The following is an 18,103-nucleotide window of genomic DNA, read 5'->3' on the forward strand; positions in this document are numbered from 1 at the left end:
AGGCACTAGCTACTAGCAAGACCCTATAAGTCTAGCCTATTTAAAAGACCGAAAAGCTGTAAAACTAGACCTTTTCTTCCAGATGGATGGAAGGTTGACTTTACGTTTTAAGCCTATTTTTTCAAAAACGGCCCTGAAACGGAATTACGCCAGTAGGTGTACCTTAGTAAGGATTACTCTATTCCCTTTAGAAAATAAGGCCCTTTTAGGTGCAGTATGTTTTAAGGCTGTTTTTAGAAAAACAGGCTTAAAACAGAAAAACCCGCCATTGCTGGCGGGTTCCTTTGCGACATGAGAGACTAAGTCATGCGCAAAGTGATAGCCCATCCTTTTCTTCTCACCAATCCAGACGGGCAATCTTATCTTCTTAGACTTAGTACACAGTGTTTTTAGGGTCAAAATTGGCCCAGCCCTCGGTCCAGTCCTGGCCATTGGCGAAGGCGCCCAGGTAGGCGCCGTTGGTAAAGAAGCTGTTAAGGCCGGTAAACGAGGCGCCGGTCTGCAACTGGGTACCAATGGAAAAATTGGGGCGGGTGGTTTGGTTGAAAGACCCGGCAATGCCCAGGGTGGCATTATCGGTAATTACCTGGTTGCTTTTACCGGAGGCGTTGAACCAGGCCGCTACGTCATAGGTACTTCCAGATTCAACCGTCAAAGCGTTGCCGGTGCCAGAAATAACCGTGTTCTGGATCTTCAATGACCCCGCCGTGGCGTTGGCCTGAGATTTAGCCCCGTCCAGCAGCAAGCCTACCGGCCAGCCCGCAAACAATGAGTTATACACCGAGATGCTGCTGTTTCTTCTGATGTGCATGGCCCGCTTGAAATTTCCGTTCACGGTGGTGCCTGAGGTGGCCTTAGGACCAAACAAGCTCACGTTAGAAAACACGGCGGCCGTTTTAGGGGTGTTGTCACTGCCCTGGGCATCTCCGTCAGACTCAAATCCGTTAGACCCCGAGGCATCGGCCACGGCCGGATCTGAAATGCCCAGCACGTACTGCATGTTGCCGGAATAACCGTTATCAGTGTCAAACATATCATCTACCGTTTTGTAGGCAATCAGGTATTTGGCATTCACGGTGCCGCCAAACATCTCAAAAGAATCATCGCCGGAATAGGAAACCTGCACGTGGTCTATGGTAGTGCCGCTGCCTACGCCGCCCAGGGTAAGGCCATTGATCTCATTGTCTGGCTGAAAGGCAATGCCCGGGAACTCAATGCGCACGTAGCTCAGCACCCCAGAATTATCTGCCGCGTTGGTGCCGCCGTAAGGCCGGTCTACCCCACCTTCAATCTTGGCGTTGTCACTTGGTAAATTAGTGGGGGCTGCGCCCAGCAGGATAATGCCGCCCCAGTCACCGGCGGCTCTGCTGCCAACGGGCTGGTTAGAGGTGAATACAATAGGTTTCTGGGCTGTGCCTTTGGCCATGATTTTACCGCCCCGCTCTATGATAAGGGTTGCCATTGACGCTTTGTCGCCTTTGATGATGGTGCCGGGCTCAATGGTGAGCGTAGCCCCAGATTTTACATAGACAAAGCCTTTCAGGAGGTACTTTTTATTGGTGAAAAAGGTCACATTAGATTCAGTGGAGCCTTGCACGGTCATTTGGCCGTTAGACTCTGAGGTAGTGAATTGAACCTGGGGCTCAACGCTTCCTCCCTCCTCCTCGTTGCCGCATGCGTACGTGGCAAACAGCAGGGAAAACAACAGGGCAATCTGGGGTAATCTTTTCATGGTTCTACGGTTAAATGGGTGTTGCATAAAGGGGTTGGTTAGAATTTGTAAGTGAGGCCTAAAGAAGAATAAGCACCTTTCTGGTAATCCTGGATGGTTTCATCTGCCCCTGAGATGCGGGCATCATCATTAGAGTCCTGGATCAGGCGCACTTTCTGGTTGAGAATGTCCTGGATACCGCCTTTCAGCTCAAAGTGGCGGCCCAGGCCTTTGGTAAAGGAAAGGTCCAGTACGTTGCGCGGCATTTCATACACCATGGGGTTGGCGTAAGAGCCCACGGCCCAAATGCGACTGCCCACCACGTTGTACAGCAGGTTTACCTGTAGCTGGCGATCACTGTCCTGGAAGTAAAGCCCGGTGTTGACCACGTAAGGCGATTGCCCCATCATGGCGCGGGACGTGTAGGTAAGCCCGGCGGCGGCATCACCGGTCAATTCTACCTTGCTCTTGATCAAAGAGGCGTTCAGCAGCACAGACACCTTGTCCAGAACCTTAGACCCCGTGAGGCCCTCCAGAGATTTCCGGACCTCGGCTTCCACGCCGTAGGTTGTGGCCGAGGGGGTATTGGTATAGGTAAGCGAGTTGCCGATGTTGGTGATCTCAAAGTACTTCTCAATAGGGTCTACAAAGTATTTCCCGAACACGCCTACAGAAAGTACCTCGGTGGGCGATGGATAAAACTCATACCGCAGATCCGCATTATAGATGGTGGCCGTTTTAAGGGGCGCGCCCTTCTCTTCAAACAAGGTGAGGAAGTTGTAGTAGCTGAACGGGGCTATCTCTCTGAACTGCGGACGGTTCAAGCTGATACTGGCACCCGCCCTGAGCATTGATTTCAGGTTGAAGGCATAGGTAAGGTTCAGGGAAGGCAGCACCCGCACCACTTTATCATCAAAGGTGTAGGCATTGCCCAGGGCGTTGGTGCTTTTCAGGTTCTGGTGGTTGAACTCTACCCGGGCCCCGCCGGCTAAAGAGAGCTTAGGCGTGACAGGCAAAGCGCCACCCAAATACCCGGCCACCAAGGTATTAAAAGCGGCATAAGAATCAGTGGGGTTGGTGCCTTCTACAATCTCCCAACCGGTGGTGTTGTTGATGTTCTGCGGGGCGAACACCTGGTTCAGGGGCAATAAGGGCAGGGTATTGTCAAAGGAACCGGGATTGGACGGACGGTAAGACAGGAAGCGGGCTCCAAAGTCGCGGTTCTTCCGCTCGGCATAAAACCCTGCCCGCAACTTAGGGGCATTCTCAGACAACGAGTCTGCGGGGTTGAATTTGTGCTCTACCTGCCCCATGGCGGTGTACACGTGCTCATTGAGGTCTGAGTAAAAGCGGCCGGCGTCATTTAAAGAAGGCGTGAACTTGTAGGCTACCTCAAATGGGTTGTTAGACCCTATCTCGCGTTGGGTTCTTACGCGGCGGTAATCTGGTTCATTGCGGTTGGTGTAAGAGTAGCCCCCGGTCCAGGTGGCGGTGGTATGCAGATCATTGAAGTCATGGGTGCCCTGCAGTTGACCGGTGTAAATGGTGCGGCTCTCATACCTAAGCGCGTAGTTCTGCTGCTCCAGGCCGTTGAAGTTCTCCGTGCCCTTCCGGAAGAGAATAGAGTTGGCCCCTGTTTGGTTAAACAAGTTACTGAACTCTATTTTGTTGCGGTTGTTGAACCGGGCGGTCCAGTTATGCAGTACACCCAGGCGGGAATTTTGGCTGGAGGTTTCATCCTGGTAGTTGAAATCCTGGGGGCTTCGGCCCGTGGCCGGGTCAAACTCCTGGTATTTAATGCGGCGGCCACTAGTGAATTGGCGGGTATTGCTGTAAGATATCGCGGTCACGTTGCTTAATCTTACGTCTTTCACGTGCAGCAGCCGGGTCATGCCCAGGGAGAACCTCAGATCTGGGGCCGCTTTCCCAGGGTTGCCGGTCCAGCTATTGGAAAGCTCGCGGCCCAGCGCCGTCAGTTCATTGCTGTTGTTGACCTTTCTTAGATCACCCGGAAAACTGCCGGGCAAGCTTCGGGTCCCGTTATCAAAGCCCAGGAAATCTGTCTTGCCGGCCGGCGGAGCCAGGAAGTTGCCAAACGTGGTGTTGCCCCGATAAGCGGCAGAAACCCCAATGGAAGTGGTGTTTTCATCTGCGAAGTTCTTGGTAAAAACCTTGATCACGCCCCCGGCAAAATCTCCCGGCAGCTCTGGGGAGCCGTTTTTGTAGATGAGAAGGCGGTCAATAACGCTGGTAGGCAAGATATCAAAAGAGAAAGCGCGGCTGTCTGGCTCGGTGCTGGGCGTAAGCGCATCATTAAGCATCACCGAGTTGTAGCGTTCGTTCATGCCCCTGATCACAATGTACTTGTCATTCATGATCGTGACCCCTGGTATGCGCTTCACGGTTTCGGCGGCGTCCCGGTCCAGGGATTTGGTGATCTGCTCGCCAGAAACCCCGCTTACCACCACCTCACTCTGCTTCAGTTCTGTGATCAAGGACATATCGGTGCCCGTCTGGCGGGTGCCTACAATGGTCACGGCGTTCAGAGAGGTGCTGGCGGTTTCTTCTATGTCAAAATCAACGGTAGTGGTTTGGCCAGCGGTTACCTGAATATTGTCATAGGTGGCTTGCTTATAAGACACATAAGACACTACTATCTTATAAAGGCCGGGCTGTATTTTAAGGCTGTAGGCGCCGTCTATATCTGTAGAGGCGGCGGTACCAGACCCGGTGATAAAAACCACCGCTCCTATGATAGGCTCTTGGGTCTTTTTGTCTTTTACTTTTCCGGTAAGGGTGCCCTGCTGGGCGAAACTTAACCCTGCGGTTAACAGAAGCGACAAGGTGAGTAATAAGGTTTTCATGGGGTAATGATTAGTCTCGCTGCAAAAGTAGACCGGCTGTTTAACCCCATTATTACTTAGGTATTATCGTATTATTACCGTTGGCCCCTGAATGTTACGGCTAGGTTATTTACCGGCCCCAATCGCCCTAAAACTACCTCAAAGCCGGTGTTGGGGCATTTTTATTGGTGATTCCCTGCCCGCCCCCCTTTTCTCCCAGTGCGGTTTTGATAACAATTCCTTAACGCACCCATAATCTTGAGGCAATACTGTTAGTCTACTTTTGTACCGTGCTAAAGCAAAGGAATCTTGGCTGCTGACTACGGGCGAGAAATCTTTAGAAGACCGTCTTAAAAACAGATCTTTTAAACCCTTACCCTTTAGCCCCTGAGCCTGACTAACTCAGCAAGTGCTACATCCTTTATTTTTTACTTATGTTCTCACCCATAAGAAAAATTACGCAGCCTAACCGCAGGCATGGCCTATATGCCTTTCTATTGGCGCCGCTCATACTTGTATCTGGCGCTGTGTCTGGTCAGTCAGTTAACGCTACTAAAGGCGGCAAAGGCCTCCAGTTCATCTCCGCTGACTCAGTTTTCTCCACCAAGATCAACCTTCGCGTGCAAACCCTTTATGTGGGGGACTATGACCTTACCACCAAGGATTATGAAGACCAGGTGCAAATAAGAAGAGCCCGCCTAAAGCTGGAAGGCTTTGCTTACCGGCCAGATTTTGAGTACAAGGTGGAGCTTGGCTTGAGCAACGCAGACCTGGCCGGTGGTACCAAGGCTAATAGTAATACCGCTAATATGGTATTAGATGCTTATGTCAAATGGAATATCTCTCCGCAGCTAAGCCTGCTGTTTGGACAGACCAAATTGCCAGGAAACAGAGACCGCGTCATCTCTTCCCAAAAGATGCAGTTTGTAGACCGTAGTTTATTGAATGCGCGCTACAACCTTGACCGCGACGTAGGCCTTCAACTGCACCATGAGTTTTCCCTTGGGCCCGTAGTAGTGCGTGAAAAAGGGGCCATCTCCATGGGCGAAGGAAGAAACATCACCGTTGCCAATGCAGGGGGCTATGACTACACCGGCCGGTTGGAGGTACTCCCCTTTGGGGAATTTAAAGGTGAAGGCGATTATGTAGGATCAGACTTGGCCCGGGAACAAACACCTAAGTTGGCCCTGGGGGTCACGTATGATTTCAACAAGGGAGCCTCTCGTGAGCGAGGGCAGCTGGGAAACTTCTTCAGCCAGCAGCGCAATTTAAAGACCTTCTTTGCTGATGCCATGTTCAAGTACAAGGGCTTTTCTGCCATGGCGGAATATGCCAACAGAAAAGCCTCAGACACGCCTATAGTGGAAACAGATGCCCTCACCGGCGACGTCACCAAAACATTCATCACCGGAACCGGGTACAACCTACAGGCAGGTTACCTTTTCAAGAACAATGTTGAGCTAGCCGGTAGGTTCACCTACATAGACCCTGCAACTATTATCCAGCGCGAAGACAACAGGCAGTATACCTTGGGTCTCTCTAAATACATTTTAGGCCATACCGTAAAAGCCCAGACAGATGTAAGCCTATTGCGCGAACAACACGCCTGGACGAACCTTATGTACCGCTTCCAATTTGAAGTTGGCTTTTAGTAGTACTATTCTTTCCCCTTAACCTACACCTCACGCAATAGACCATTATGAAAAACAACCTGCTCCATTTCCTCAACCTTAAGACTGCCCTCTTTCTGGGTGCCACCTTATTTGTAACCGCCTGCGGCGGCGGAAGTGATACCAATAAAGAAGGCAGCGAAAGCGGCCAAGCTGCTACCTCCACTACCTTGTCTATCACCATTAAAGGAAGTGACACCGTGCTGCCTTTGGCGCAGCAGGAAGCTGAGAAGTATATGGCCAAGCACCAGGGGGCCTCTATTACAGTGGTAGGCGGTGGAACCGGCGTGGGCTTATCTGCGCTGCAGGAAGGCACCACTGATATTGCCATGGCCTCACGCGGCCTTAAAACCGAAGAAAAGCTGAAGCTCAAAGGCGCCAAGAAAGACGTAAAAGAAGGCCTAATTGCGTATGATGCCCTTTCTGTGGTGGTGCACCCCAGCAACCCGGTAAACCAATTAACCCGCGAGCAGCTGGAAGGCATTTTCACGGGCAAAATCTCTAACTGGAAAGAAGTAGGCGGCAAAGATGAAAAAATTGTGGCCTATTCCCGGGAGACCAGTTCTGGTACGTATGAGTTCTTCAAAGAGCACGTAATGGACAAGAAGAACTACGCCAATGGTATTCTCATGATGCCCGCCACCGGCTCCATTGTACAGTCGGTGAGTCAAACCACCGGCGCCATTGGCTACATCGGGCTGGCCTATGAAACCAAGGAGGTAAAGGCCTTGAAAGTATCTTACGACCAGGGCAAAACTTTTGTGGCCCCCAGCGTAGAATCTGCCAAAGACAAGACCTATCCTATTTCCCGCCCGTTGTTTTTCTTCTATGAGGCTTCCGTAGAAAGTAAGATCAAGCCTTTCCTGGATTACGTACTCTCTGAGGAGGGGCAAAAAATAGTACAGGAAACCGGTTACATCCCGTTGAGCAAATAAGTAAAGGCACCCTTAACCCCAGACCCTGTGAATAGGTTCTTTCAAAACCCAGGCGAGAAAATTATTGAGGCCCTTATTACCATCAGTGGCACCGTTACCAGTTTAACGGTGCTATTGATTGTGTTCTTCCTGTTCAAAGAAGGCTTGGGGGTTTTCAGCCAGACACCGTTGGCCGAAGGGTCTGTGATAGCGGTACATTCGCAGAACCCGGTGAAAGAACTTTCTGCCCGGGAAGTGAAAGAGATTTTTGACCAGGAAATCACCAACTGGAACCAGGTGGGCGGCTCCAATGCCCCCATCAAGGTCTTCGCCCTGGACAACATCACCGACTATTATACTGAGGACCAGATTGGAGCCAATTTTGAATTCCTGCCGCAACGCATCAATGAGGTAGTAGCCAAGGACCCCAACATTCTCGCCTATTTTCCAGATGAGTACCTCGCCAAAGACTTTTCGGGCCGGCGTCTGGAACTGGACAAGATCTCGGTTTGGAGTTTCCTGACCGGCACCCAGTGGTACCCCACCATTGAGCCCGCCGTACAGATGGGCGTGCTTTCCCTTATCATGGGCACACTGCTGGTGAGCTTTGGGGCTATTCTCATTGCCTTGCCGCTGGGTCTGGCCACCTCTATTTACCTGGCGGAGATTGCCTCCCCTAAGCTACGGGGTTTCCTTAAACCAGTGATTGAGTTGCTGGCCGGTATCCCGTCGGTGGTGTATGGTTTTTTTGGCCTGGTGGTGATTGTGCCGCTCATTCAAGATGTCTTTGGGTTACCCGTGGGAGAAACTGCCCTGGCAGGCAGCATAGTGCTAGGCATTATGGCCCTGCCTACCATTATCTCGGTGTCTGAAGATGCGCTACGTACTACGCCAAGAGCCATGAAGGAAGCCAGCCTGGCGCTGGGTGCCTCCAAGTGGCAGACCATTTACAAAGTCATGATCCCCTACTCCATCTCAGGCATCTCTACCGCCGCCATTCTGGGTATTGGCCGCGCCATTGGCGAAACCATGGCGGTGCTCATGGTTACCGGAAACGCCTCCGTAATCCCCACCACGTTCCTGGAACCAGTGCGCACCATACCTGCCACCATTGCCGCCGAACTGGGTGAGGCGCCGCAGGGTGGTATCCATTACCAAGCCTTGTTTGCACTGGGTTGTATCCTGTTCCTCATGACGCTGGCCATTAACCTCACGGTTGACCTGGTATCGGCTAAAAAGAAAGCAAACAGATAGGCTATGGCATTAGAAAACACAACCAGAACCCAAGCCGGAAAGCGTCGCTCACAAGCCGCAGCCTTCTGGATTTTCAGGCTGCTCAGTTTCCTGGTGGTCGCCATTTTGGTGGTTATTTTGGGCTTTATCATTGTGCGCGGCATCTCGGTGATTAGCTGGGAATTCTTGTCCCAGGCTCCCCGCGAGGGAATGACCAAAGGGGGCATTTTCCCGGCCATTGTGGGTACTTTTTACCTGGTGCTGGGCAGCATGCTCTTCGCCTTTCCTATTGGCATCCTGTCAGGCATTTACATCAATGAATACGCCAAAGACAGTTGGTTCAAGCGGTTTGTGAAACTCATGACCAATAACCTGGCGGGCATTCCGTCCATTGTATTCGGGTTGTTTGGCATGGCCCTGTTTGTGAACTACTTTAAATTTGGGGACTCCATTCTGGCCGGCTCGTTGACCCTGGGGCTGCTGGCCTTGCCCGTGGTGATCAGAACCACAGAGGAAGCCTTGAAATCGGTTGACAATTCCTTCCGGATTGGCAGCTTGGCGTTAGGGGCCACCAAGTGGCAAACCACCAGCCGGGTAGTCTTGCCCATGGCCTTCCCCAACATCATTACTGGTTTGATTCTGTCTATTGGCCGGGTATCTGGCGAAACCGCTCCTATTTTGTTCACGGTGGCGGCGTACTTTCTACCCAAGCTGCCCAACAGCATCTTTGACCAGGTCATGGCCCTGCCGTACCATTTGTATGTGATCTCCACCAGCGGCACCAACATTGAGGCGTCCCGGGCCATGGCCTACGGTACGGCGTTTGTGCTAATCATGATTATTCTTCTGGTCAACCTGCTGGCCAATTGGCTGCGCCGATATTTCAGCAAAAAAGTAAAAATGAACTAACCCGTTTTGAGCCTGTTTTTCTAAAAACATGCCCAAAACGCAAAACAGCCCTGGCTGCCTGCTACTTGAACTTATGAATAGTGTAGAAACCAAAGACCTTCACCTGTACTACGGCGATTTTCATGCCCTCAAAGGCATTACCATGGCCATGCGCAAAAACCACGTCACGGCCTTGATTGGTCCCTCGGGTTGCGGAAAATCTACGTACCTGCGGTGCTTTAACCGCATGAACGACCTCATTGACGGGGTTAGGATTGAGGGCCATATTCTCATAGACGGCATAGACATTTATGAGAAGAACATTCAGGTAGATGACCTGCGCAAGCACGTGGGCATGGTGTTCCAGAAACCTAACCCGTTCCCTAAATCCATCTTTGAAAACGTGGCGTACGGCCTGCGGGTGAATGGCACCAAAGACAAGCAGTTTATTGAAGAACGCGTGGAGCGGTCCCTCAAGCAGGCGGCCCTTTGGGACGAAGTAAAAGACAAGCTCAAGAAATCGGCTTTTGAGTTATCTGGGGGCCAGCAGCAACGCCTTTGTATTGCCCGGGCGCTGGCCATTGAACCATCGGTGCTTTTGATGGATGAACCTACCTCGGCCCTGGACCCGCTTTCGACCGCTAAAACCGAGGAGTTGATCCATGAGTTGAAGGAGCAGTACACCATTGTGATTGTGACCCACAACATGCAGCAGGCTGGTCGGGTAAGTGACCATACGGCCTTCTTCTACCTGGGCGAACTGGTGGAATACGCGAAAACCAAAACCATCTTCACCAACCCCAAAGACCAGCGGACCCAGAATTACATTACCGGTCGGTTTGGTTGAGTTGTAAAGAGGCAAAGCTGTTTTAGGCCTGTTTTTCGTAAAACGGCTTTAAAACGTATCTTTCAAAAGATCCCTAGCCAACTTTTCTTGTAGTAGCCCAGACAAAGATTGATCCCAAAAGAAACCCAGAGATGAACCAATTAGATAAAGAACTGTCCCAAATAAAAACCAAGCTGGAGGAGATGTGGTCCTTGGTGGAGTTTCAGATGCTGGGTTGCAAAGAAGCGCTCCTTACCTCTAATCTGGAGTTGGCCAAAAAGGTGATCAAGAAGGGCAAGAAAGTGAACGCCTATGATATCAAGATAGACCGCATGTGCGAAAACTTTTTCGCGCTTTACAACCCGGTGGCCGTGGATTTACGGTGGGTGCTGGCTATCCTTAAAATCAATGCCAACCTGGAACGCATAGGCGATTACGCCGAAAGTGTGGCCCGCATGATCAAAGAAGCCAAAACGCCCATTGAACCCACGCTCCTGGAGAAAAGCCGGCTTCTGGATATGTTTGAGGGCACTGAAACCATGTTAGCCAATGTACGCCAAGCGTTTCTCTCCGAAGACACCGACCTGGCTCGGGAAGTCTTGAAGCAGGACAAAGCCCTGAACAAGATCAATATGAAAACCGACAAGATGCTGCTGGACTACTTCAAATCTCACCCAGACAATATTCCGCAGAGCCTCAAGGTATCTGGCATCATCAGGAAACTGGAACGAGTAGGTGACCAAACCACCAACATTGCCGAAGAGATTGTTTTCTACGTAGACGCCAAGGTCTTAAAGCACAAAGACAAATTCAAAAAGAAAGGCGATAAGGATAACAACGGTGATGATAACAGAAAAACCAAATAGCCTTTCTGCCTGAAGTAGGCCTCCGAGACTTGATGCAGTTTAGTGTTTCACTTGTGATTGCTACTGGGGTAAGCGTGCACAATTGTCCGAAAGCAGAATGCATCCTGCACTAGGTTTCTATCCGCTATCTTGGAAGCTTGACTTCTTATGCACTTCCCGGGAACGTATACTTCCACCTTATCAACCTGAAGGTACCACCTACCTCTCTATCATCGAGAAGGCTCCCCCCTCTATGTCATCCTGAAAGGATCTTGTGGGCGAACTAGACAAGCGTTTACTTTAAGGCCATTACCGTTCGCTACCGAGATCCTTTCAGGATGACAAAGAAAGAGAAAGCACTCCCTTTAAAGAACCCATAATCATAAACAAGAAGGCCTCTCCAGTGAGAGGCCTTCTTGTTTATATCTGAAAGAAAAGTTACTGTGTCCAGTTCAAATCAGAATTCCTGATTGTCCCCCTTTGAAGGGGGACAGAATGCTCTCCTGATTCCTTGGCATATAGAGGCACTTTATCTCTTTCCGTTTTAGGCCTGTTTTTAGAAAAACACCGCTAAAACAGCTTTTGGCTTATTGGGCTTCGTTATAGGCCAGCATGCCGCCTTCTACGTTGCGCACGTTTTTGAAACCTTGCTGTTGCATAATGGCCTGGGCGGTAGCAGAACGTTTGCCGGAGCGGCAATGCACCAAAACTTCCTGGTCTTTGAACTCCTCCAGTTCATGGATGCGCTCGGGCAAAGAACCTAGCGGAATCAGTTTACTGCCAGCAATACTTTGCTCTTCGTGTTCCCAGGGCTCGCGCACGTCAATGATGATGGGCGTTTCATGGTTAGCTAAACGTTGCTTTAATTCGGCGGCGGTGATGTTAGACGTAATCATTTGGTAAGGATTAATTTTAAGGTTATATGTTGGCTTCCGGTAAAGGCTTTTACGAAATAAATACCCGGAGAGAGAGAATCTGTCAATGACAGGCGCTGCCGGGCCGGGGTTTTGCCCCAGGTTTGCACCAATTGCCCGGTCACGGTATAAAGTTGGGCCTGGTCAAACGCCTGGGTCAGGTAAAAGCTATTCTCTGTGACGGGGTTAGGGTACAGACGAATCTGGTTGGCGGTCAGTTCTTCAGGCGAAGCAGTAAGCGTACCCACCATTACAGGCCTGATCAATAGGGCACCTTCCAGGTTAGGAACGGCATCCCAGGCGGTGGCTCCGTTCATGGCGAAGAGTTTACCGGGCGCGCTTTCGTTCAGGTCATACCCTACGTTCACGAAGATGGAACCGGTGGGCTGGCGGTACCCCACGTAAAAGCGGCCCGAAACCGGTACTTGCTGTTCCAGGGCAATATCCAGCCAGTTATTCAGCCCGGCGGTGGCAGGAACGGTGAAGCGCTGCTCATACAGGGGCTGATCAGCGGGTTTGCCGTTGTTGTCTGCCCATACGCGCAGGTGCAGTTCAGTGCCCGGGGTGTTAGTGGTCGTGAAGAAGATGCGCACCATCTTCAGCCGGTCAGGCTGGCTCAGCTCAAACTGGTAGGCCAGCTGTACGGCCGTGCTGGACGGGTAACTGAACCCCGACTCAGCGGTACCGTCATCATAGGCGTAATAGTCCAGCAGGTCTGTCTGGCGCCGCAGGGTATCATTGTAGCTGGTGTAGAAGTTGGGCTCTTTGGTGTTCAGGAACAAAACCGTCTGAAGGGAATATGGCTGCTGCTGGCTGCTTAAAAAGTCTCTGGAGGGCGCAGCGGCAATGGTGGTTCTGGAACCCGCGTTCAATGGGGCACTGCCGCGCAAAAAGGTATCTACCAGTCCTGTGCTTAAGTTTCTGGCAAAAGCCCGCCAACTGATGGCTGCGGGCGAATTACTTAAATTCACCATCTCTGAGCCTACTTGTGGCCTTACTTCCCCCGCAGGGTTCACCAGGAATTGCCAGAGCGGCATGGCCGTATAGCGCTGCAGCAACGAAGGCAAGCGCTGGGTCAAAGCCACATCTGCGGTTTGCAGTTGGTTCATGCGCCGGTTGCGATCCAGATACACATAGTCCAAGTGCCAGACATCGCGCAGTCCGTTCTGGCTGCCGCCGCTCACCCACCGGAACTGAAACCCATTATAGAGGTACTTGCTTTCTTTGAGCGCTATCATCACCGCCGCAAAATCGGTGCTGCGGCCAGTGCCTTTCTGGGTCCAAACGGGGATCCAGGTGCCGTTGGCCTCTTTGAATTGCAGTTGCAGGTAAAATTGGGTGGCACTGGAGAAATTGGGGGCATCCATCTTGCCGCCGGCCTGCCAGTAGAAACTGAGGTATACAGAATCCTGCGGCTGGGCACTGGCCAGGTACAAGGCCTTAGAAGTGAGGGTGTCTGTGGGGCCTACGGCGTTGGCGCTTCCATAGGGTTGCCCGGCGGCGTTAAGGCCGTCAAAGGACGCGGCGAACACCGTGGGGGGCGCAGACGCATAGCGATCGGTAATGGAAACTCCTCCCCTGTCAACCCAGCGGCTGGGGTCGGGAGCGCCTTCGCCCTTGGCGAAATCATCAAAAAAGGGAAGGGAAAGCGTGTCACCTGGGCCCAGGGGCTGCGGGGTAATAACAGGTTTGCCTGCAGAGGCTACTGCCGGGACCGGAACCTGATGCAGGGGGCTAAGAACCTGCGCATTGGCTGACCATCCAACGGAGAAAAGTATCAGAATGATGGTCAGCCAATGCCGCATAGGTTAATCTCTGATGGGGGCTACCGGTTGAGGACCGGCTACCCAAAGGTCTATTAATTCACCGGTTCTGATCATGGCGCCTTCGCCAGCCACCGGCCGTTGCTTCAATACGGTACCATCGGCTTCGCCGTTGGGCGCGGCCATGTAAATAACGGTTCCAATCTGCAGACCTTGTCCGGTTACCAGCATGGTGGCCTCGTCTACCGGCATGCCTACCAGGGCCGGAACTTCCAGTTCGGTGTTACCTAAACCGTCACCAACCTCCAGGTCTACGCGAGAGCCTTTGGCTACCGGGTCACCGGGTTTAATCTCCCGGCCGTTCACAAACTGGCGCAAAACAGAATTCTGGGCCAAATCTGGGACGTACTTGATCTCGCCCATGTTCAGGTCATAGCTCTTCAGGATCATCTCGGCGTTTTTCACCGACCCATCAATCAGCTTCGGCATCTTGATGAGCGGCGGGTTCTTCATGTTGATGCTGATGTAGATCTTACGTCCCTGCTTTACCTTTTCGCCGGCTTTAGGCTCCTGGGTAATCACTGTGAACGGCGCCATGCCCTGCTGGTAGGTAGAATCGTTCACGTAATAGTTCAGGTCTTTGTCGCCCAGGAAATCCTCCAGTTCTTCTACGCTCATGCCCGTGATTTTGGGCACGGTAATAGTTTCGCCGTGGTTGGTAGTGCTGGGCAGGTACACAAAGAAGAAAACAAACAACAACACCAGCACAATGGTCACCATGATGATGATATGCTTGAACAGGTCTCCCAGGGTCTGGGCTTTCAGAAAACTACTCATTACTTAAGAGATAACTTTTTTGGTACGCTCCATGCCAAACTGCAGGATGCGGTCAATGAAATCATAGGGCTTGTACCCGTTAATGGCGGTCTGGTGGAAGATACACGTGGCCGGGGTCATGCCGGGCAGCGAGTTCACCTCAATAACAATGGTTTCTACCTTGCCGTCTGCAAACACGCGCACAAAGGCATCTATGCGCGCGTAGCCTTCAATGCGCAGAATCTCGGCTACGCGTTTCAAATCCTGCTTTACCAGATCAGAGATGCGCTGGCGCTCTTTAGGGTCTTTGGCATAGCGGGCCGGAGTGATGTTCTGCCCCTCGCCGGCCAAAAACTTCTCTTCCAGGCTCAGTACCTCTCCTTCGGCCAACGCCTCAGAAGCCTCAAATATTTCATACTGGGTACGTCCGTCGGGCCCGTAGCTGGTGAGCAAGCCACCGGTAATCTCCAGGAAGTGCTTGGCTCCTTCTTTAGAAATAAGGTTCTCAATCAGGAAATAGCCTTTCAACGGCACCTCTTCCTTGAAGCTCAGCTTGAGCACCCGCGCCGGGTTCTCAGGAATCTCAATGGAGTTCCGGAAAATCAGTTCGGCGAAGGCTTCCAGTTCCTCCCGGTTTTTGATCTTTTTCACCGCCGAGGAGCAGCCATCATCGGCTGGTTTGGCAATGAACGGATAGGCGAAACTCTGCTCAATCTGCTGGAAAAACGCCTGCGGATTTTCCTGGTAATCTTTCTTGAAGGCCAGCATGTGCTCGGCTACGTGCACGCCGTTCTCCCGCAGGATGCGGTTGGTCTCAAACTTATTAATGGTCACCTGACTGCTCTGGATGCCTGACCCGTTGTACGGGATATGGAATTTCTCCAGCTCGGTCTGCAGTTCCCCGTCTTCGCCTGGGCGGCCATGCAAGGCAATAAACACGGCGTCTACCAGGCTTCGCAACTGGTCATAGATGAGGCGCTGCGGTTTCTGCAAGGAGTTACCGGCGTACAGGCGTGTAATGCCAGAGGCCTCTTCCTTGATCTGGGCCAGCACCGGGTGCGAGGGTATGCCCGCCTCGGCGGCCTCAATCTTCTCCCGGATATCATCAGCGTTGTCCTTCAACATGATGTTGATCGGAATCTGGTATAACTGGTGCGAGTCCTGGTCGCCGGTCAGGAAAATAGGAATGGGCTCGTATTTGGTAGACGAAGAAAGCTTCTCATAGATATTACGGCCGCTTTCCACAGAGATATGACGCTCTGAGGAATAACCACCCATGATCACACCTACCCGCAGTTTGTCCTGCCGGTGCGCGCGCTCATCGGCCATGGCCGCGTCTAAGGTCTTCATCAGGCCTGTAAGGTGCGCCGTGTTCTTGCCCGCCTTCACCCGTTCGGCCAGAGACGTTCTAATGATGTAAGTCAGGAACTGCGATGGGTTCAACCCAATCTCAGCGGCCTGGTGGAAGAAGAACGAAGACGGCAACATACCCGAGGTGGTGTTGGGGTCATTCAGGAAAATCTCGCCGACCTCATTGATAAAGCCATCCAGACGCGCATAAACGTTAAAGCCCAGGCTGGTATACAGGCGCTCGCATTGCTGCCGAATCTCCTGAATCTGCTCCGTAGGTAAGTCAATAGGCGTAATCTTGCGGCTCAGGCCGGGCAGGTATTTAGAGCGATAGTCAAAAACTTCGCCGCCTTTTCTGATCTCAGTGGGAGGCAACGCAATAGGGTGCCCCTGCTGGTCCTGCACCACAATGCAGGAGAACTCGCGGCCATTGATAAAGGCTTCTATCAATACCTGCGTCTCACTCTCCACATTGGTGAGGGTAACCGTTTCGGGTCCGTTTTTAGCAAAAGTGCCCGAAAGTAGCGCCAGCAGTTCTTCCGGTGCATACACTAACTGGCCGTCCTGGGTTTGGACCGGCAAACCAATGCCTTCCCGGATGTCCGTTAGGGTTTTGATGAAGTTCAGCTGGTCTGCAGAGCTCTTGCTGGTCCAGTCGTTTTTCTGGATGGTGAGCGAGAAAAGGCTGCGGGCCACCGCTTCTTCAAAAAGTTGCAGGTTTTTCTCTTTGATAATAGACACGCCAATGGAAGAACCCTGGTGCGGGGCCTTCAAAACTAGCGGCAAGCCGAGGTCAGCCACCAGGCTGTCTAGCAAGGCGGCGCGGTCTTGGGTGGCGTGCCAGTCTTGCAGGCTTAAAATACGGTAATCTGGCGTGGCGAAGCCGTGCTGCTTGAGCAGGGCCTTCTGGGCAATCTTGTCAATGCCCAATGCCGAAGCCATAATACCCGACCCCGAATACGGGATACCATACCATTCCAGCAAGCCCTGAATGCTGCCGTCTTCACCGTATGGCCCGTGCAGGGTCAGGAACGCGAAGTCAAACAACTCCTTGAACTGGTGCGGGTGAATGCGCTCGCCCACCCTAGAGGCAATGTCATTGAGTTCCTCCTCTGAGAGTTTGCCCAGACTTTCCAGGTACATCTGCAGGCCGTGCTCGGTGTGGGGCACCACGTCTACAGGCGGGTAAAAGTCCCTTATGGTGCCTTTGTAGATGAAATGCCAGTCCAGCAGAATGAAGTTCCCCAGGCTGTCAGCAAACACCGGTACGGCCTCAAACAGGGATTTATCTAAATTATCGAAGACGGTGCGACCGCCGGCGAAAGAGATTTCGCGCTCCCGGGACGGGCCACCAAAGATGATTCCAATTTTCATTAGGGCAAAGATACTGGTTTTTGCGTGTTTGGCGCTAGTAGTGACAAACGGTTCCTTGCAGGAAACGGGAAAGAGTTGACTGAGTTGGCAAGAAGGCGTTTTAAGCCTGTTTTTGGAAAAGTAGGCCCAAAACAGAAAAACACTTTATTACCAAGTAACTATATTGTATATTAGGTAACCTGAGAACAGGTTTTTATTATCCCTAAGAATGCCTTTAAAGAAGTTCAAACCGTCCAGGCCTTTAGAAATTAATTGGTTAACTCCTTCATACGGCGCTGCCTTACCAACAGTAAAGGCTATTACGCATAAGATATAGTAGGCAAGGTTATTTTATCATTAAAACCAACACTAACCCAACTTAAAATGCTAGATGAAAGATTACAAAAGCAGATTGAGTTTATTAAGGAAATAGACAAGGTCAAGTACATTCAGCGGAAGACCAAACTATTCAACAGTAACCGCAATGAGAACGATGCGGAGCACAGTTGGCATCTGGCCCTTATGGCTCTTGTGTTGAGTGAACACGCCAATCAGGCCATTGACCTGCTCAAGGTCTTGAAGATGGTATTGATCCATGATCTGGTGGAGATTGATGCAGGAGATACTTTCCTGTATGACTCCCATAAAAGCCATTCCAATACCGAGGAGGAAAGACTCGCTGCCGCCCGCATCTTTGGAATCCTGCCCCAGGAACAAGCCGTGGAAATGATAGCTATTTGGGAGGAATTTGAAGAAGGCCAAACACAGGAGGCGAAGTTTGCCAGGGCCATGGACCGGTTAGAACCTTTGCTACAGAACGCCTCCAACAACGGCGGCACCTGGCAGGAGTTCGGGGTAGACTACCCAAAGGTGTACGAAAAGAAAAAAGTTATCAAAGAGGGCTCAGAAATCCTTTGGGATTTTGCCGATGAACTGCTTAGGGATAGCGTTGAAAAAGGACTTTTGAAAAAATAATC

13 protein-coding genes are annotated in these 18,103 nt (G+C 51.6%); 7 read left to right on the forward strand and 6 right to left on the reverse strand.

All coding sequences use genetic code 11. From position 1 onward, the window contains the following. Positions 1–373 precede the first annotated feature (373 nt). Both ACYVJQ_RS12025 and ACYVJQ_RS12030 read right to left on the reverse strand, forming a co-directional pair. Positions 374–1,732 (reverse strand): T9SS C-terminal target domain-containing protein, encoded by a 1,359-nt coding sequence (locus tag ACYVJQ_RS12025; RefSeq protein ID WP_460893321.1) that lies wholly within the window; start codon positions 1,730–1,732, stop codon positions 374–376. Positions 1,733–1,770: 38 nt separating this feature from the next. Continuing rightward, a complete protein-coding gene (locus ACYVJQ_RS12030; RefSeq protein WP_460893322.1) occupies positions 1,771–4,575 on the reverse strand; it encodes a TonB-dependent receptor in 2,805 nt (934 codons plus the stop codon). Positions 4,576–4,988: 413 nt separating this feature from the next. Here ACYVJQ_RS12030 and ACYVJQ_RS12035 point away from each other — a divergent pair, with 413 nt between their 5' ends. The 6 genes from ACYVJQ_RS12035 (at position 4,989) to phoU (ending at position 10,951) form a co-directional block, all read left to right on the forward strand. Further along, positions 4,989–6,206 carry a porin gene (locus ACYVJQ_RS12035; RefSeq protein WP_460893323.1) on the forward strand — a complete coding sequence of 406 codons (1,218 nt, stop codon included), beginning with the start codon at positions 4,989–4,991 and terminating at the stop codon, positions 6,204–6,206. A 47-nt stretch (positions 6,207–6,253) separates the two neighbouring features. Continuing rightward, positions 6,254–7,159 carry a phosphate ABC transporter substrate-binding protein gene (locus tag ACYVJQ_RS12040; RefSeq protein ID WP_460893324.1) on the forward strand — a complete coding sequence of 302 codons (906 nt, stop codon included), beginning with the start codon at positions 6,254–6,256 and terminating at the stop codon, positions 7,157–7,159. Between the two features lie 27 nt (positions 7,160–7,186). Then, complete coding sequence (gene pstC / locus ACYVJQ_RS12045) at positions 7,187–8,392, forward strand: phosphate ABC transporter permease subunit PstC (RefSeq protein ID WP_460893325.1); 1,206 nt, start codon at positions 7,187–7,189, stop codon at positions 8,390–8,392. Positions 8,393–8,395: 3 nt separating this feature from the next. Further along, complete coding sequence (gene pstA, locus ACYVJQ_RS12050; protein WP_460893326.1) at positions 8,396–9,280, forward strand: phosphate ABC transporter permease PstA; 885 nt, start codon at positions 8,396–8,398, stop codon at positions 9,278–9,280. Between the two features lie 73 nt (positions 9,281–9,353). Beyond that, positions 9,354–10,106: a phosphate ABC transporter ATP-binding protein PstB gene (pstB, locus tag ACYVJQ_RS12055; protein WP_460893327.1), complete on the forward strand. Its 753-nt coding sequence runs from the start codon at positions 9,354–9,356 to the stop codon at positions 10,104–10,106. Between the two features lie 131 nt (positions 10,107–10,237). Continuing rightward, complete coding sequence (gene phoU / locus ACYVJQ_RS12060) at positions 10,238–10,951, forward strand: phosphate signaling complex protein PhoU (RefSeq protein WP_460893328.1); 714 nt, start codon at positions 10,238–10,240, stop codon at positions 10,949–10,951. Positions 10,952–11,517: 566 nt separating this feature from the next. Here the strand turns inward: phoU and ACYVJQ_RS12065 are convergent. Genes ACYVJQ_RS12065 through ACYVJQ_RS12080 form a run of 4 tightly spaced genes read right to left on the reverse strand, consistent with a single transcriptional unit; the run spans position 11,518 to position 17,147 of the window. Beyond that, positions 11,518–11,826 carry a rhodanese-like domain-containing protein gene (locus tag ACYVJQ_RS12065; RefSeq protein WP_460893329.1) on the reverse strand — a complete coding sequence of 103 codons (309 nt, stop codon included), beginning with the start codon at positions 11,824–11,826 and terminating at the stop codon, positions 11,518–11,520. Next, positions 11,823–13,649 (reverse strand): T9SS type A sorting domain-containing protein, encoded by a 1,827-nt coding sequence (locus ACYVJQ_RS12070; RefSeq protein WP_460893330.1) that lies wholly within the window; start codon positions 13,647–13,649, stop codon positions 11,823–11,825. The genes ACYVJQ_RS12065 and ACYVJQ_RS12070 overlap by 4 nt, the downstream gene beginning before the upstream one ends. Positions 13,650–13,652: 3 nt before the next feature. Further along, complete coding sequence (locus ACYVJQ_RS12075) at positions 13,653–14,444, reverse strand: PASTA domain-containing protein (protein WP_460893331.1); 792 nt, start codon at positions 14,442–14,444, stop codon at positions 13,653–13,655. Between the two features lie 3 nt (positions 14,445–14,447). After that, the gene (locus ACYVJQ_RS12080) at positions 14,448–17,147 is read right to left on the reverse strand and encodes a D-alanine--D-alanine ligase family protein (protein WP_460893332.1); all 2,700 of its coding nucleotides are present in this window, start codon (positions 17,145–17,147) and stop codon (positions 14,448–14,450) included. Positions 17,148–17,510: 363 nt separating this feature from the next. Here ACYVJQ_RS12080 and ACYVJQ_RS12085 point away from each other — a divergent pair, with 363 nt between their 5' ends. Beyond that, on the forward strand, positions 17,511–18,101 hold the full coding sequence (locus tag ACYVJQ_RS12085) for an HD domain-containing protein (RefSeq protein ID WP_460893333.1): 591 nt from the start codon (positions 17,511–17,513) through the stop codon (positions 18,099–18,101). The last annotated feature ends 2 nt before the right edge of the window (positions 18,102–18,103 follow it).

Source organism: Rufibacter soli, from assembly GCF_054781795.1.

Coding starts and splice junctions, on each gene's coding strand:
- ACYVJQ_RS12025 (WP_460893321.1), bottom strand. CDS start 1,732: ATGAAAAGATTACCCCAGATTGCCCTGTTGTTTTCCCTGCTGTTTGCC.
- ACYVJQ_RS12030 (WP_460893322.1), bottom strand. CDS start 4,575: ATGAAAACCTTATTACTCACCTTGTCGCTTCTGTTAACCGCAGGGTTA.
- ACYVJQ_RS12035 (WP_460893323.1), top strand. CDS start 4,989: ATGTTCTCACCCATAAGAAAAATTACGCAGCCTAACCGCAGGCATGGC.
- ACYVJQ_RS12040 (WP_460893324.1), top strand. CDS start 6,254: ATGAAAAACAACCTGCTCCATTTCCTCAACCTTAAGACTGCCCTCTTT.
- pstA (WP_460893326.1), top strand. CDS start 8,396: ATGGCATTAGAAAACACAACCAGAACCCAAGCCGGAAAGCGTCGCTCA.
- pstB (WP_460893327.1), top strand. CDS start 9,354: ATGAATAGTGTAGAAACCAAAGACCTTCACCTGTACTACGGCGATTTT.
- phoU (WP_460893328.1), top strand. CDS start 10,238: ATGAACCAATTAGATAAAGAACTGTCCCAAATAAAAACCAAGCTGGAG.
- ACYVJQ_RS12065 (WP_460893329.1), bottom strand. CDS start 11,826: ATGATTACGTCTAACATCACCGCCGCCGAATTAAAGCAACGTTTAGCT.
- ACYVJQ_RS12070 (WP_460893330.1), bottom strand. CDS start 13,649: ATGCGGCATTGGCTGACCATCATTCTGATACTTTTCTCCGTTGGATGG.
- ACYVJQ_RS12075 (WP_460893331.1), bottom strand. CDS start 14,444: ATGAGTAGTTTTCTGAAAGCCCAGACCCTGGGAGACCTGTTCAAGCAT.
- ACYVJQ_RS12080 (WP_460893332.1), bottom strand. CDS start 17,147: ATGAAAATTGGAATCATCTTTGGTGGCCCGTCCCGGGAGCGCGAAATC.
- ACYVJQ_RS12085 (WP_460893333.1), top strand. CDS start 17,511: ATGCTAGATGAAAGATTACAAAAGCAGATTGAGTTTATTAAGGAAATA.